Origin of the sequence: Sphingomonas sediminicola (assembly GCF_014489515.1) — a bacterium.
GTDB classification, from domain to species: Bacteria; Pseudomonadota; Alphaproteobacteria; order Sphingomonadales; family Sphingomonadaceae; genus Sphingomicrobium; species Sphingomicrobium sediminicola.
Map to the genome: position 1 here is coordinate 550,342 of NZ_CP060782.1, position 15,076 is coordinate 565,417.

A 15,076-nucleotide genomic window follows, 5' to 3' on the forward strand; every position below is an offset into this window, starting at 1 on the left:
CGGGTAAGCAGACTCTCGTTCAGCTGGCGAGAAGGTGCGTCGCTTGACCGGTGCGGAGTTCCTTGCTCTCCCGTCCATAGCGCTCAAAGATAGGGGCTCCACATCATCAGCCAGGCGCCTACACTGCCGACGGCAATGACGAGCACGCAAATCACCAGCAGCGCCGCCACGCCGTAGCAGGCAAGTTCATGCTGTCGCGCCTGTGCCTGGATGTAGGCTTCGGTGATGGCCAGCGGGACCAGCGAGTTGCCGAAGGCGATGAAGAAGTCGAAGGGACCGTCCATCGATTTGCCGATGCCCGCTCCGCCGGCCGCAATCGCCCATGCCATGTAACCCACGCGCATGAACCAGACCGCACTGACCACCGCGAAGAGCCGCAGGGCCCACCGCCGGTGCTGGACGAAGCGGCGGGCCCGTGAGGATCGCCAGGAGAGGCCCGCGAAGGCCAATATCGCCAGGGCGTTAGCGGAAATGCCGACCGCGCCGACAACTGTGACATAGGTGCCCCTTCCCCAGACCAGCCACAGTCCTCCGACCGCCAGTGTCGCTGCCGTCATCATGTAGATGCGCCCGTTCCAGCGATGGAAAGTCGGCACCCGATTCCGGATTGCCGGCACAAGCTGCATCAACCCGCCTGCGGTGATCACGGCCGCCAGGATCACGTGAGCCGCGAAGAACAGGTTCCCGGTGAAATCGCCTTCCCTGAACCCGTCGATCAGTGGCTTTCGATTCCACTCCGCCCAGTCGCCGCGAAGGGTCGTCGGGTAGTAGAAAGCCAGAATGAAGGTGAGGAAGAGGAGCTGACCGATACCGATGGCGGCAAAGCAGCCTTGCGCCGCTCGATTCAGCCATCGGCGAGATCTGTTCCCGGCGCAGAGGTCCGGAAGAGGAGTTTCCCGAGGGAAGGTTGATGCCTGGTTCATGGGGCGGTCTCCTTGCGGTCGATGTTCGCCCTCTGTATTATCTATCTATTACACCCGCTCCATGACCGTGGAGGACATTGGTATGATCGTAGGTTGCACGGTGAATGACGTGGACGCGGCGCGGAGTGCCACCGCCAAGCGAACGGCGCGCGCACTCGGCGCGATCGGCTATGTCCTGTACGGTATTGCAAAGTCCGCTCGGCACCGGCCGTCACGCAACGGCCGGCCCACATTGATCATGAGGGTCGAAAGGGAAATATCGGCATCACTGTCCGTCCGATCTCCCACCATCGTCGAGGTTGCGGCCGCTGCCGGCTGTACGCGTCAGACCCTCTACCGGCGACTGAGGGCGTTGGGCACGAGCTTTGAAGAGATCAGGGCCGATCTCCTTCGCCGTCGCGCCCTTCATCTGATCCAGACGGAGCGTCTGTCGATCAAGGAAGTATCTTATCAGCTCGGCTTTTCGGAAGCTTCCGCCTTCTCGCGGGCATTCAAGCGCTGGACCGGGATGTGTCCCAACGCAGCAAGGCGCAACTGACCCAACCAACCCCTGTCTGCCTTCCACCCGATGCGGACCATTAGCGACTCCTTAGGCTTCGCACGCGACGCTGGGCCCAACATGGCTCGATCATTGTCGCTGACTAGTTTCGTCATGGAGAACCGCCTGCCCTGGGCCGAGGGAAGCTCGGCGGCACCCGCGGGGGCCGGGCGGTTCGACCAGGCCGTCATCATCGTTGGAGGTCAGCGGAGCCCGTGCAGCATCAGGAGCGTATCGTCGCTCGGCGCGACCCTCACCGGCCAGATCCGCACGCAACAAGGTGAGCAGCTGGCGATCGAGTTGGGCACGGGGCAGCGACCCGCGGCGTCCGTCGAGTGGGTTCGCCGCGACGAGGCAGGCGTCCGTTTCAAGCAGCCGATCGACGTGCTCGCGCTAATCAATCGCGCGCTCATCAGCCAGCCCGCCGAACGGCGCAGCATGCCGCGCGTCGAGCTGCGCTGCGGCGTTCGACTGAAATGGGGTGCCACCATCTGCGACGCGATCCTGCGCAACATTTCGGCACGCGGCATGCAGCTGGAGGCCGATGGCCTGCCGCCAAAGGGTACGTATCTGTCCATTCAGATTGACGGGCTCAACGTACCGGCCGGCGAGGTTATGTGGCAGAAGGACGGTCTCGTCGGCATCCAGTTGATGGAAGAGCTGCGCTGGACATCGCTGATGCCCTGGATACGAAAAGTGAGCGCTGGCGGAACCGCGTAAGGACAGATGCAATGGCATCTGCGAGCGTGCTCGAAATGTCCGCTTTCGACCCCGTTCGGACATCAGCCTGTCGCCTCCCGGCCAGAGGTTCACGCCCCACTGAAGCGAGTGAGAATCGATTGCGAATAGCTGCAGCTTGTTACGATGGTTGGCCCGTCGCTAACAGCACCGAATTCTGACACCAGAACAGCTCCAGCTCCTGCGCGACGAGATCTGGCGCTTCCACCGGCAGCATGTGCCCTCTGTCGAGAAGGTCACTTCCTTGCACCGGGGTATGCCTTGTGCGGTCTCGTGCTGATCGGATGGCAGCACGACAACATCCCTGGCTCCGTTGATCAGCATTACAGGATCACGAACTTCCGCCAGATGATCGGTGAACCGAAATTCAGCAAAATGCTCCAGGAAAGAGCGATGGACCCCGGCTCGATCAGTCCAACGTCATCGAGCGCTGCGGACATCACCTCAGTGGGCCGCAAGTACATCTGAGTGAAGACCGTTTCCATGACGGTCCGGTCCCGCCCATATAATTCAAAGGTCGGCACGGCTTCTGGCGGTAAGCTTCGACCCGCGACGGCGGGGGCCGTGGCCAGCAGACCATAACCTGCGAAGAGGCCTGGATATCTGGCTGCCGTCACCAGCCCGATGAGGCCACCGGTGGAATGGCCCACAAACAGGGCGTTCGAAAGCCCCAACTCCTTTGCGAAATAGGCCAGGTCATCCGCGACTCGGTCGAAGCTCCAAGGGCTTGTCGCTGATGCCGACGCACCATGCCCCGGAAGTCGAAGGCAACGACGTTGAAACCACGCGAGAGGCGAGCGAGCAATTCAGCGTAAACGGCGCCGGTGCTACTCAACGCATAGCCGTGCACGAAAACGAGATACGGCAGGACGGGATCTGTCCCGTGCACCTTATATCCGATCTGCGATCCGTCGATCGTCATGTGATGAATGGTCGGCATGGTCCTGCGCCCGTCACTCGCCCGAGTGTTTTGTTGCGTCGGTCACCATTTCGTCGTGCCCACTCTTGTCGCTGAAGAAGGCCGCCGCGAAGAGACCGCAACCAAGAAGGATAGAAAGGAACACGCCCCGATCGTGGCTAGGACCATGTGGAAGGAAAGCTCTCCAGTGGATCTCAGATAAAGAAGTGCGCCGATGCTGAAGACGGTGCCCGTGACAATGATCAATTTGATTGCCCGCCGGAAATCGGCAGTGGCATTTTCTCTATTCGCAGGCATCGAAGACTCCTTGCTGAAATGAAAGTAGAGGGAAACCGACAGCGATCCACGGGCCGCAGCGACTGCTGAATCCGCTTGTGGTTTGCTTGGCGACGGCCTCGCCAGGGACGCAGACAAAAAACGCGGCGGCGCTGCATCAGCGATTCACCCGATTGTGCGCGAGACGGAACCAGCCAAGCGTGGCATACAGCAGCGTCAGGCTCACCAGCACGCAAATGCTTGGAGCGACAGCGGCGAGCGAAGCTCCCATCTGGTTTAGCGGCACGAACATGTGCACTCCCGCCGTTGAGGGAAGGAGATAAGCGAGCACGCGGACGAAGCCTGGCATCTGGTCGAGCGGCCAGGCCGTTCCTGACAGGAAGAAGAAGGGGGCGGAGGTGGGACCCAGGATCACCATCGCGCGCTCGGATCGATCGAAGTAGCTGCCAAGCCACAGGCCCAATGCCGCGACCGCTGCCGATAACACCGGAACGGCCAGCAGCAGGGACGCCGAGTTTTCCGCTCGCGGAATGCCTTGTAGCCAGAATATCCAGCCGAAAAGGAACAGGCAGGTCAGCACGCCCACCGAGCTGAACGCGGCCCAGGTACCCAGGTACTCCGACGTCGTCATTCGCCAGCTTCCCGAGCGACGTCTGCCACCAATTAAGGTGGCTGCCCCAAACATCAGCGTTTGCTGAACGATGATGACGACCACCGCCGGGAAGACGTAACCTTCGTAGCCGCCGGTCGGGTTGAACAAGGGTTCGCGGACAATAGTGATCGGGGGCCTGCCCTGGCGGGCTGACCTGCATCCTCCAGTGTGTCGAGCGCAAGGTGACGGAGCACGTCGGTTATTGCGTCGCCGAGGGTGCTCGCACGCAGCATGTAGCCGGCATTGAGCCAGATCTTCACCCCTGCGCCTGGCGCGCCGGTGCGCAGCTGGCGTTCCAGTCCTCGAGCAATCAGCACAAGCCCGTCAGGACCGCCCCTGTGCATCAAATCCCGTGCCTCGGCGATGCTTGCTGCATGATCAATGACGACGATAGCGCGCGTTGCCTCCAGGTCCCGGACCAGCTGGCGGCTGAGTGCGCTTTCGTCCTCGTCGACTACAACCACCGGAAGCTGCTGCGCGACCTGATGCGAATAGGGAGCTGGATAGTAGAAGGCGTAAAGTACGACCGCGAGCAGCATGGTGCCGATCAAGGTGCGCGAGGTGAGGATGACCCGCCACGCGGCCCGGAAGGCCTGCAGGACGCTCATCGAGCTCGCTCCTGGCGTGCGACGAGAGCGATCGTGCCGCCGCCTGCGACGAGCACGTAGGCGAGCAGCGCCAGCGACGGGCGAGCAGCGGCAGTCGGCACCTGGCCGCCGAATTGTCCCATTTGAAGCGCAAGGTAATGGGTGAGCGGAAGGAGCTGACTCCAGAAGCTGGCGAAAATGCCGCCGCCATTGAGGGCAAGGTGGCTCCAGCATAAGCGAGCGCGGAGCCGGCATAGACGGCGCAAACCGATAGAGCGGTCGCGGTCTCCCGCGTTGCGGCGACGAGCAGCGCGGAGATCGCTGCGGTTGCCAGGTAGAACAGGCTCTGGCCGGCCACCACAAGCAGCAAGCTGCCTTCCACCCGCCAACCTCGCGCCAGCGTGATGTAGAGCAGCCAGAGAACGCCCCACAGGCTTGCCGCCGTGAAATAGGGCGTCAACTTGCCGAGCAGAGCCGGGGCTAAGGGCCGTTTGCCCCAGCCCAGCGCGCAAGGGAGCGGGCATTGAGTTCGCGACCCAACGCCATCGCGCAGGTGACCGCCGTCACGAGATGCAACACTGCAGGAAAGAGCAGGGTGCCGAGGAACCACTCGAAGCTGTTTGCCGCATTGGTGAGCGGAATAACTTCAATGGAGAGGCGGCGGGCCGGGTCTGGCGGGAGAGCATGACCTGAAAGCTGATCGGTCACCAGCGTCCCGGTTGCGTCCTTCACCGCTGCTTCGGTGCCGCGCGCAAGCTGTGATCCCGCCGAGAGGAAGCTGGCATTGTAGAAGATGCGCACCACCGGCGTGCGACGCCGGGCGATGCCGGCGCCGAGATCACGTGGCAGGTGGACGAACCCCATCGCCTCGCCTCGGCGAACGGCGTCGACCGCCTCGCGCTCTGAAGCCCGGATGGCGGCAATTTCCACCATTGGCGAAGCCTCCAGCGCACTCAGGACCGTGCGGCTGGCGACGCTTCGGTCGTCGTCCACGACGACGAGCGGAAGGTGCCTCATGGCGCCTTGCCAGAACATCGCTGCCACCAGGAACAGCAGAACACCGGGGACCAGCGTCAGGCCGGCCAGGTCCCAACGGTCCCGCGCAAGGTGTCGAAGCTCTGCACGCAGCGCGCGTTCGAAGGCATTCATTGCGGCCACTCGAACAAGACGCTCATGCCCGGCCGCAGACCCGGGACTGCTTCAGCGGGGCGCAGTCGTATTTCGAACGCGCGGACGTCATAGCCCGAGGCCTCGCGGGTCGCGCGCCAGGTCGCAAAATCGCCGCGGGGCGAGATCTTGTAGACCCGGAATTTGGCATCGCGACCCAATGCAGGGATGCGCCCGCGCAGCGTCACGCCCATGCCCAGCCGGTTGAACCGGTCCTCACGAACGCTGAGCGTTACCCACGGGTGATCGATATCGATTACCTGATAAGCAGGGATCACCGGGCTGACGACTTCACCGGGCTGCACGAGTTTACGCGAAACCTCGCCGTCGATGGGCGAGAGCAGCCGGGTTTCGCGGCCCAGCGCGGCAGCGGTCCGCAACGCCGCTTCGGCAGCACGGACCTGCGCGTCGGCTGCCGCTTTGTCCTGCGCTCGAGGACCGGCGAGAGCCTTCATATATTGCTGGCGAGCAGCTTCCGCCTGCCTCGCAGTGCTTTCGCGCGCGGTTGAGGCTTCGTCGCGACGCTGGGCAGTGACGTAGCCATCGGAAAAGAGACTCGCCATCCGCTGATTTGTCGCCGCGGCCAGCTTGGCCGCCGCCTGTGCAGCCTGCCAGTTGGCATGGAGCGAGGCGATATCCTCGCTGCGGGCGCCTTCGGCGGTCTCGGAGGCGTTTGCGCGCGCAACCTCCACCGCGGCCTGCGCTTGGGCCTGACTTCCGGTAATCTCAGGGTTCGAGAGTGTCGCGAGCAGAGTGCCGGCGCGGACGCGCTGGCCCTCCTCGGCGATCAACCGGTCAACACGAGCGAGAGCCTTGGTGGCGACGTTGACTTCGTCGGCCTCGACCATGCCCTGCAGCTGCTCGGGCGCTGGACGACTGGCGAGCCACAGTCCCAGCGCTAGTAGCGCGGCGACCACTGCCCCCCGGCTGTCGCCACGAGGGGGTTACGCCTGTGCACGAGAGCCGTCTGAAACTGGTCCACTGATGGTTGTTCCATGGCGTTCACCCCGTGATGCTGATGGATGCCCAGCTTGCTTGGGGCGTTCCCGCCTCGTGCGGGAGGGCGGCACTGATCGTGCTCGGATCCACCTCGATCCCGGCCAAGCTGTCAGCGAAGCAATGATTGGTGTCGCGGTGGTGCGCTTCGTCGGCCCGAATGATCAGGACCACGTCACGCAGCGTCGCGTCGATGGGCAGGTTCCAGTAGCGTCGGGCGATCTCCGGCGCGGGAACGTTCTCCACGCGGCCGGCATCGATCTCCTCCAGGTACAGAGTGTAGCTGATCACCGCCTCTTCCTCGAAATAGCCGACTACTCGGTGCGCGGTTCTCGGGCTGACCAGGTAGAGTAGGAAGAAGAAGCAATAGAATGCCCACTGAACGGTGAGCACGACCATTCGCTCGAGCCACGTCGGCTTTGCGAGAGCGATGAACGTCATGAGGTGCATGCGCTCATTCTCGGCCTCGTCGATCAGGGTGGCGATCCAGCCGTTGTCGTCGCACATGCGGCGGAGGCATTTGAGATGGGTGAGTGTGCCCCCACCATCCCCGGCACTGCCGCAACGGTTTCCAGTACGATGGCGCGGTTGCCGTAGCGCTTCGCGAAGAAGGTGTCGGCGCAGAAGCGCAGCATCCTGGTGAAAGCAAGCGCGATCGTGTCGCACGCACCCACAGCTTTGCGGTGGGTGGCCGGGGGCGTACCCTCGCCATTCATTGATCTGTCCTTTGTTGTCAGAGCGGGGAACGGTTTTGCGGCGGCTCTGCCGAGCCGGCGCGCTTCGGTCGAAGGGCCGGATTGCACGGTGGGTTCACCACAGGCGGGTCTCGGCGATCTCCATCTCGCGCACGATCTCGAGCAGCTCATGGGCGAGATCGTCAGCCGTACAATTGGCGCGGCGGTCTCCGGTGAATGATACGCCGATGACGGGCTCGTTCCTCCACTCGCCCTTTCCGACAAACCCCCATCCGCGCTGCCGGAGACGCTGCCAGATGCCATCCGTGCGCGAGCCGAAACCGATGGTTACAACGTCGGGAGCGAGGTCGTGGAGCATCGTGGTTCCGCCAGCTGCCGCGCAGATCTCCGCGAAGCGAGTCACTGCTGCGGAATGCGGAGAGGGCGAAGCCCGATGCAGAAGACGCAGGAATCTCCGGCGCGGCCGGGAGTGTGCCTGCGCCGCGGAAGGCCCAGGCGATTTGATGGCCAAATGCTCCAATTGACGGCTCCTTGATACGTTCGCTGCTGATACGGGAACCGGGGCCGAGCTCCGACTTAAAGGGTGTAAAAAGCCGCTAATTTGCGCATATGCAGAGCGCTAACCTATCGGCGGAGGCGCGAGTGGGCTCAGCTCTGGCGGAGTGGCGATGAGCGAGCGCATCCTCCGCTTCGGCCCATTCGAGCTTCGGCCCGAGCGCGGTCAGCTGCTGAACCGCGGCGCTCCGGTCGGGCTCGGCTCACGTGCACTGGCAATCCTGACGCTCCTGGCCGAGCGCGCCGGCGAAATCGTCTCCGTGGGCGAGATCAACAGCCACGTCTGGCCAAACCTTTTCGTCCAGGACAATAATCTGCGGGTGCACCTTACTGCGATCCGTCGCGCCTTTCGTGCGGCTGGCGCTAACGACGTGGAAATCATCAACGTGCCCGGGCGAGGGTACCGGTTACGCTCCGAGGTGACGATTGAAGGCGATTCCGGCGCCGACGCGGGAGCAGGCTCCGGGCTGCGTCCGATTCCCATTCCCCTACAGGTCAACCGCTTGATCGGTCGTGCAGACTGCGTGGCATCGGTGGTCGAAAGCGTCGGTCGAAACCGGCTGGTGACGGTCATAGGACCGGGCGGAATTGGGAAGACAAGCGTCGCCCTTGCGGGACTGCACGCCTTTCCTGCCGGCACCGCCACCTGCTTCGTTGATCTTGCCAACTGCGCCTCGGTCGAGCACGTTGCGACAGCAGTGGCGGCTGCCCTGCAGAGCCCGATGGGGAGCGACGCGACCCCGGCTGTATTGATCGAACATCTTCGCGACGCAGACCTGATCCTGCTCCTCGATAATTGCGAGCATCTCGTCGACATCATCGCCCGGGTAGCCGAGACGGTGATTCAATCGTGTCCGCGGGTGAAGCTGCTTGCGACCAGCCGGGAGCCACTGCGAGTACCCGGAGAGGTGCTGCTCCATCTCCAGCCACTTCCTGTTCCCAGCCTGGCCGAAACGGCCGGTGCGATCTCCGAGAGCCCGGCGGTGAGGTTGTTCGTGGAACGCGCGCAAGCAAGCGCGGACATGTTCTCGATCACGGCGGACAATGCCGAGCATGTCGCGGCCGTCTGCCGATCGCTCGACGGCCTGCCGCTCGCCCTTGAATTGGCTGCGGCAGCCGTGCCGATGGTTGGCATCGATGAACTTTCAACGGGACTGACACAGCGACTTTCGCGAGTGGCCTTCGGTCGACGAACACTGGCTCGGCACGAGACGCTCGACGCAATGCTCGACTGGAGCTTTGAGCTACTTTCCCCCGCTCAACGCGTGGTCTTATGTTCCCTTGGCAGCTTCCGCTCTTCCTTTGATTTGGCAGGCGCGGTGCAAGTCGCCGCTCTCGATGACTGTGGAGAGGAAGAGACTATCCAGGCGGTGCTGCAGCTCGCGGCGAAATCTCTGCTGGTCGTCGAGACGACATCCTCAGGCGTGGCATATCGTCTGCTCGAGACCACCAAAGTTTACGCGCGCCGCAAACTCAGTGCTTCAGGCCAGTCGGAAATCGTCGCGCGCCGTCATGCGGAATGGGTTCGCGGCTTGCTCGAACGTGCGCAGGACGACTGGTTGGTACTTGATCGTCCGGCTTGGTGGGGACGTTACGGGCAGGCGATCGATGATGTCCGCGCTGCGCTGGCCTGGTCGCTTGGAGAAGCTGGAGACAAGAGGTTGGGCATCAGCCTCACGCTCGCCTCAGCGCCGCTCTGGATCGGCCTCGCGCAGTTCGCCGAATATAACCGGTGGCTGCTGAAAGCGCTGGCGACGCTGGAAGAGCTCGGGGAAACGGGCGGGCCGGAGGAGATCCAGCTCCAGATCGGACTGTGCGTGCTGCTGTTCAATGAGGATCGGCCCGGTGAGCAGTTCGTGCGCGCCGCGACGCGGGTACTGCGCATCGGTGAAAAGATCGGCGATCCGTGGGCCCGGGCAACCGGGCTTTGGCTGCTGTCCGGGCACCGGCAGATCCTGAGCGATCATCCGGGAGCGCTGGCCCTCGCGCGTCAGATGCTGCCGCCGGACAGCGGTGATCATGATCCCGATCTGTTAGCCTTCGCCCGGCGGGTAATCGCCTTGATGACCTTCCGGGCCGGCCGGATCGCGGAATCCGCAGCCATCGGCACGAAGCTTGTCGCTGATTTGACCGATCGCACGGCCTACGGCGCCGTGCTTCGCTACGATCACTATACTGTGGCTCGAAGCAATCATGCCCTAACCCTGGCGGTGCAGGGCCAGTTGGACTCGGCGCTGAGCCTAATCATGGACGCGGTAGCCGACGGAGCGCGACTGCGGAATCCGGCCTCCTTTTGTTATCTGCTGAGCAGCGCAGCCTGCCCGGTCGCACTCTGGGTAGGCGACCACGAACTCGCCAGGATCTATGCGGACCTGCTTGCCCGGGAGGCGTCAGACAATCGCTTCACCTATATGGGCGAACTTGCGACCTGGTATTCAAGGATCTTGGAACTGCGCACCGGGCAGCTGACGAGGCCCCTAGTCATCGACCAACTGCCGAGGCCGCTGCCGCACGACAAGGACGTATTCATCACCACCTGTGCGGCGTGCTGCGACGAGGAAGCTGTAGCGCGCGCGGAGGCGCTTGATCCGCACTGGGCAACGGCCGAAATCCTGCGAGCGCATGGTGAAATCCAGCTGGCCTCCGGCGATGAAGTGGCAGCGCGGGCCCTCTTCACACGGGCCCTGTCTATCGCAGAGGAGCAGGAGAGCTGGCTCTGGGCGCTCCGAGCAGCCACTTCGCTCGCACGCCTCGAGCCTCCGGACAAGGCCGCGCCGCCACTCGAAGCCGCCCTCGCTCGGGTCGAAGGCGGTGCGCGGTCGCTCGATCTCCGTTCTGCACGGATGCTCTTAAGCGGCCGGGTCGGTGAGCCTTAATCCGGCATCGGCGCAAGCTGTCGACGCGAAGGGCGCCTGCATGCCGTCAATGCCGGCACCCCGCGATCTTATCTTCCTACCCAACCCTGTCGCGGCAGCTTTCGACCCAAAGCGGACAAGAGCTACCAGCCAAAAGGGCCAGCGCGACAGCGGCACCCGAAGCCCAAAAACGGCAAGTCCAATGCTTGCCGAGGGACGCATTGCGCCCCTCGGCGGTCGACTTCAGTGCGTGCCGCCGGTGCGTGAGGGATTGCAGCCCTCGCCGGGGAACGCGAAGCCATAGCGTTGATCCGGATCGCTCGGGTCGTAGAGCCCGAACTGCGACATGAAGTATCCGTACGACTGAACCTGTCCGCCGGGATCGATCCCGGGAACTCCGTCGGGAGTATCGTTCAGCCCGAATATGAGCAACGCGAGTTGCCGTTGCTGATTGTGCCGGGTGTGTTCTGGCCATTGCCGGTCGGGGGTGGCCCAGTGATCTCACCCGCCAGCACCGGCGATGAGATCAGGCTTATTCCAATCGCTAGTGCAGTCGTCTTGAACAACAGCTTGGTCATTACTCTCTCCTAAAGAGACTAACATTTGAGGCTCCACTGTCGGGAGCGGCGCGTATGTTGCGTTGGCTTTGGCTTGTATGGGATGATCACGAGCCGATGATTTGCCGATAGTTCACCGATTATTGGGGTGACTGGGGATGGACGCTTTACGCGAGCGAGGATCGGGTACCTTGGCGCCCGCGGACCTTGCCCGCATGACCGACTTTCGATTGGGCGACGCGGCCGTCAGTCCATCGCGTCGAACGGTGACAGGCCCAGGCGGCACCGCCGCTGTCGAGCCGCGCGTCATGCAGGTCCTTGTCGTACTGGCTGAGCAGCCTGGGGTGGTTGTTTCGCGCGAGACCTTGTTCGAGCGATGCTGGGGTGGCGTCTACGTCGGCGAAGACAGCCTCAACCGAGTGATCGGTTCACTGCGGAGACTGAGCATCGACGTCGCGCGCGGCAGCTTCGAAATCGAAACGATCACGCGGACGGGTTATCGGCTGATCGGAAAGGTTACCCAAAGCGCGCGGGCAAGCTCCGACCGAAAGTCCGGCCATTTCACCCGCAGAGAGTTAGCCGGCGGCTCGCTCGGCGTAGTGGCTCTTGGCGCCATCGGCGGATGGGCTGCGGTCAATGACCTCAAGGAAAAGCGGTTCGAGCAGCTCCTGCGACAGGCTGATAAAGGTCTTGCCGGCGACGATCAGTTCTTCCGACCGGACCTGGCGCTGCGCGCGGCGGAGGAGGCCGTGCGCATCCATCCGGATAGCGCCCGCGCCTTCGGCTGGCTCGCGCTCAGCCGCAGCTACTTCGCACAAGTCGCGCCGCCATCCCGATCCGCCGAGGCTGTCAATTCGGCAGTCGAGGCAACGCAGAAGGCGCTGGCGATTGACCCACAGGAACCGAACGCGCTGCTCGCCTTGTTCGAGGTCCAGGGATCAGCGCTCGACTGGTGGTCGCGCGACCGGTTGCTACGCCGCATCATCGCTCTGCGGCCTGTGAACACGATGGCGATCGGCGAACTCGCTTCGCTCCTGCAAGCGGCCGGCCTGACCCGCGAGTCCTGGGGGTGGAACGAACGGCATGTTCGCACCGCGCCGCTCTCGCCGGTGCTGCTTGGCAGGCGCGCACAGAAACTATGGATCTTCGGCCGGGTGGCTGCCGCCGACAATGTCATCGAACAGCTGCGGGTTCAATTTCCCGCGAGTGCGTGGGTTTGGTCGGTCCGGTTCATTCTTTATGCCTTCACCGATCGGCCGGCGGCCGCCCGGGAGATGCTCGAGGCCGATCCGAAGATGATCGCCGGGGCAGCCGAGAAGCAGATGTGGCAAGCCTGCCTCGATGCCCTAGAGCAGCGGTCTAACGGCGCAATTGCAAACGCCCGCCAAGCTTGCCTCGCCATGCCTCAGAACCCCGGCGGGCTCGCGAGCGGCGGGGCAGTCATGGTTCTCTCCGCGCTCGGGGATCTCGACACCGCCTTCGAAATTGCGAACGGCTACCTGTTAGGCCGGGGGAAGACGGTTCGACGCAGCGAGACGGCTTACGGCCCCGACGTGGGGGACGCCCTGCACAGAATCGATACCTATTGGCTGTTCATGCCGCCATGCCGCGCCATGCGAGCCGACCGGCGGTTCCTCCCCTTGTGCGCCGGAGTTGGATTGGTTGAATATTGGCGGCGCAGAGCCATCCAGCCGGATTACATGCGCGTTGATTGATTGCGTATCTGGAGTAGCAGGCGCACGTCGCTTGGTGACATAATTGGCCCAACCCCTGCCGGCACACTTTGGGTACGAGCCGCTCAACGATAAATGTCCGCTTTCGACCCATTGCGGACATTAGCTTCCTGCTGTTTGATGCGCCGGAGATAAGCCTGAGGAGAGCCGATGCGGGGTCTTGTCGTTATGTTCGCCTCATCGTTGCTTGTTGGCTGTCGCGGAAACGTTCCACCAAATCCGAATGACGACGCTGACTGCGCCGTTGTCGCTAACGTGTTCGCGGAAATCTTGGCCCAGGATGTTCAGCAAATGCGCGCAGTTACGCCCGTGAAGCAGTGGTATGCGCACGCCCTGTCCCGTGCTGACAATCGACGAGCAGAGATAGTCCGCAGAACCATCCGCCGGGAACCGGGAGCCTACAAGGCGACATTTGAGGCTTGTGCCGAACGAGCGGAAAGGGACCCGCTCTTCAGCCGTGTCCCCGCATAATCGCTAATGTCAGCTTTCCACCCATTGCGGACATTAGGGCCTCGGCGGATTCCGACTACTCTGCAGCGACGCGCTGCTTTTCCAGCCACTGTTCCAGCCACTTGATGGTGTACTCGCCGCGCAGGAATTCCTCGTCGCGAACCAGCGCCTGGTGGAGCGGGATGGTCGTCTTCATGCCCTCGACCACAAACTCTTCGAGCGCACGGCGGAGGCGCATGATGCAGCGCTCACGCGTGGTGCCGTAGACGATCAGCTTGCCGATCATGCTGTCGTAGTAAGGCGGCACCCGGTAGCCGGTGTAGAGTCCGCTATCGACGCGCACGTGCATGCCGCCCGGCGCGACGAAATTCGTCACGAGACCCGGTGAAGGCGCGAAGGTCATCGGATCCTCGGCGTTGATCCGGCACTCGATCGCGTGGCCCTGGAGGTGGACCTGGTCCTGCGTGACCGACAGGCCTTCGCCTTGAGCGACGCGGATTTGCTCACGCACCAGGTCGATGCCGCTGATCATTTCGGTCACCGGATGCTCGACCTGCAGCCGCGTGTTCATCTCGATGAAGTAGAACTCGCCGTTCTCGTACAGGAACTCAATCGTGCCGGCGCCGCGATAGCACATGTCGCTCATCGCCTTGCGGACGATCTCGCCCATCCGTTCGCGTTCTTCCGGCGTGATGACCGGGGAGGGGCTTCCTCGAGCACCTTCTGGTGCCGGCGCTGGAGCGAGCAGTCGCGTTCGCCCAGATGGATCGCCGCGCCATTGCCGTCGCCGAACACCTGGAATTCGATGTGGCGCGGGTCGGCGAGGTATTTTTCCATGTAGACGGTGTCGTCGCCGAACGCGGAGCGCGCCTCGGACGCCGCCTGGCTCATCAGGCTTTCTAGCTGGTCGTCGGACTGGACGACCTTCATCCCGCGGCCGCCGCCGCCGGAAGCGGCCTTGATCAGCACTGGATAGCCGATTTCCTTTGCGAGCTCGTGCGCCTCGGCGACGCTGGTCAACGCGCCTGCAGACCCCGGAACGAGCGGAAGGCCGAGCTTAGCGGCGGTGCGTTTCGCCTCGATCTTGTCGCCCATGATCCGGATGTGCTCCGGCTTGGGGCCAACCCAGATGATCCCATGACTCTCGACGATCTCGGCGAACTGCGCGTTCTCGGACAGAAAGCCGTAGCCGGGGTGGATTGCGTCGGCGTGGACGATCTCTGCCGCCGAAATGATGTTCGGGATGTTGAGGTAGGATTCGGTCGCTGAGGGTGGGCCGATGCAGACGGTCTCGTCGGCCAGGCGCACGTGCATCGCGTCGGAGTCTGCGGTCGAATGAACCGCGACCGTCTTGATCCCCAGCTCATGGCAAGCACGGTGGATACGCAGCGCAATCTCGCCGCGATTTGCGATCAATAGCTTTTTAATGGGCATG

General features: G+C 63.2%; 14 protein-coding genes and 2 pseudogenes. 4 read left to right on the forward strand and 12 right to left on the reverse strand.

Annotation, left to right across the window (positions count from 1 at the left end; all coding sequences use genetic code 11):
• Window positions 1-83: 83 nt before the first annotated feature.
• Complete coding sequence (locus H9L14_RS03065) at window positions 84-923, reverse strand: DUF2306 domain-containing protein (RefSeq protein WP_187709185.1); 840 nt, start codon at window positions 921-923, stop codon at window positions 84-86.
• A gap of 61 nt (window positions 924-984) precedes the next feature.
• Here H9L14_RS03065 and H9L14_RS03070 point away from each other — a divergent pair, with 61 nt between their 5' ends.
• A complete protein-coding gene (locus tag H9L14_RS03070) occupies window positions 985-1,461 on the forward strand; it encodes a helix-turn-helix domain-containing protein (RefSeq protein WP_187709186.1) in 477 nt (158 codons plus the stop codon).
• A gap of 81 nt (window positions 1,462-1,542) precedes the next feature.
• Window positions 1,543-2,181 carry a PilZ domain-containing protein gene (locus H9L14_RS03075; RefSeq protein ID WP_187709187.1) on the forward strand — a complete coding sequence of 213 codons (639 nt, stop codon included), beginning with the start codon at window positions 1,543-1,545 and terminating at the stop codon, window positions 2,179-2,181.
• Between the two features lie 341 nt (window positions 2,182-2,522).
• Here the strand turns inward: H9L14_RS03075 and H9L14_RS03080 are convergent, their stop codons facing one another.
• The 8 genes and pseudogenes from H9L14_RS03080 to H9L14_RS03105 all read right to left on the reverse strand — a co-directional run bounded on the left by H9L14_RS03080 (window position 2,523) and on the right by H9L14_RS03105 (window position 7,894).
• Window positions 2,523-3,005 carry an alpha/beta fold hydrolase gene (locus H9L14_RS03080; protein ID WP_187709842.1) on the reverse strand — a complete coding sequence of 161 codons (483 nt, stop codon included), beginning with the start codon at window positions 3,003-3,005 and terminating at the stop codon, window positions 2,523-2,525.
• A gap of 546 nt (window positions 3,006-3,551) precedes the next feature.
• On the reverse strand, window positions 3,552-4,154 hold the full coding sequence (locus H9L14_RS16455) for an ABC transporter permease (protein WP_281389413.1): 603 nt from the start codon (window positions 4,152-4,154) through the stop codon (window positions 3,552-3,554).
• Window positions 4,079-4,654, reverse strand: a complete 576-nt coding sequence (locus tag H9L14_RS16460) for an ABC transporter permease (protein WP_281389414.1) — start codon at window positions 4,652-4,654, stop codon at window positions 4,079-4,081. Before H9L14_RS16460 ends, H9L14_RS16455 begins: the two co-directional genes overlap by 76 nt.
• Window positions 4,651-4,776: a hypothetical protein gene (locus H9L14_RS16465; RefSeq protein ID WP_281389415.1), complete on the reverse strand. Its 126-nt coding sequence runs from the start codon at window positions 4,774-4,776 to the stop codon at window positions 4,651-4,653. Before H9L14_RS16465 ends, H9L14_RS16460 begins: the two co-directional genes overlap by 4 nt.
• Before the next feature lie 337 nt (window positions 4,777-5,113).
• The gene (locus H9L14_RS15515; RefSeq protein ID WP_246444380.1) at window positions 5,114-5,782 is read right to left on the reverse strand and encodes an ABC transporter permease; all 669 of its coding nucleotides are present in this window, start codon (window positions 5,780-5,782) and stop codon (window positions 5,114-5,116) included.
• On the reverse strand, window positions 5,779-6,717 hold the full coding sequence (locus H9L14_RS03095; protein WP_246444382.1) for an HlyD family secretion protein: 939 nt from the start codon (window positions 6,715-6,717) through the stop codon (window positions 5,779-5,781). Before H9L14_RS03095 ends, H9L14_RS15515 begins: the two co-directional genes overlap by 4 nt.
• An 85-nt stretch (window positions 6,718-6,802) precedes the next feature.
• Window positions 6,803-7,512, reverse strand: a pseudogene (locus H9L14_RS03100) (alternative oxidase).
• A 94-nt stretch (window positions 7,513-7,606) separates the two neighbouring features.
• Entirely contained in the window at window positions 7,607-7,894 is a 288-nt protein-coding gene (locus H9L14_RS03105; RefSeq protein ID WP_222949905.1) for a hypothetical protein, read from the reverse strand.
• Window positions 7,895-8,159: 265 nt separating this feature from the next.
• Here H9L14_RS03105 and H9L14_RS03110 point away from each other — a divergent pair, with 265 nt between their 5' ends.
• Complete coding sequence (locus H9L14_RS03110) at window positions 8,160-10,922, forward strand: ATP-binding protein (protein ID WP_187709189.1); 2,763 nt, start codon at window positions 8,160-8,162, stop codon at window positions 10,920-10,922.
• Between the two features lie 222 nt (window positions 10,923-11,144).
• Here the strand turns inward: H9L14_RS03110 and H9L14_RS03115 are convergent, their stop codons facing one another.
• Complete coding sequence (locus H9L14_RS03115; RefSeq protein ID WP_187709190.1) at window positions 11,145-11,333, reverse strand: hypothetical protein; 189 nt, start codon at window positions 11,331-11,333, stop codon at window positions 11,145-11,147.
• Window positions 11,315-11,479 (reverse strand): hypothetical protein, encoded by a 165-nt coding sequence (locus tag H9L14_RS03120; protein WP_187709191.1) that lies wholly within the window; start codon window positions 11,477-11,479, stop codon window positions 11,315-11,317. The genes H9L14_RS03115 and H9L14_RS03120 overlap by 19 nt, the downstream gene beginning before the upstream one ends.
• Before the next feature lie 137 nt (window positions 11,480-11,616).
• Here H9L14_RS03120 and H9L14_RS03125 point away from each other — a divergent pair, with 137 nt between their 5' ends.
• On the forward strand, window positions 11,617-13,173 hold the full coding sequence (locus tag H9L14_RS03125; RefSeq protein ID WP_187709192.1) for a winged helix-turn-helix domain-containing protein: 1,557 nt from the start codon (window positions 11,617-11,619) through the stop codon (window positions 13,171-13,173).
• A 544-nt stretch (window positions 13,174-13,717) separates the two neighbouring features.
• Here H9L14_RS03125 and accC read toward each other — a convergent pair.
• A pseudogene (gene accC / locus H9L14_RS03130) lies at window positions 13,718-15,075 on the reverse strand (acetyl-CoA carboxylase biotin carboxylase subunit).
• Between the last annotated feature and the right edge of the window lies 1 nt (window position 15,076).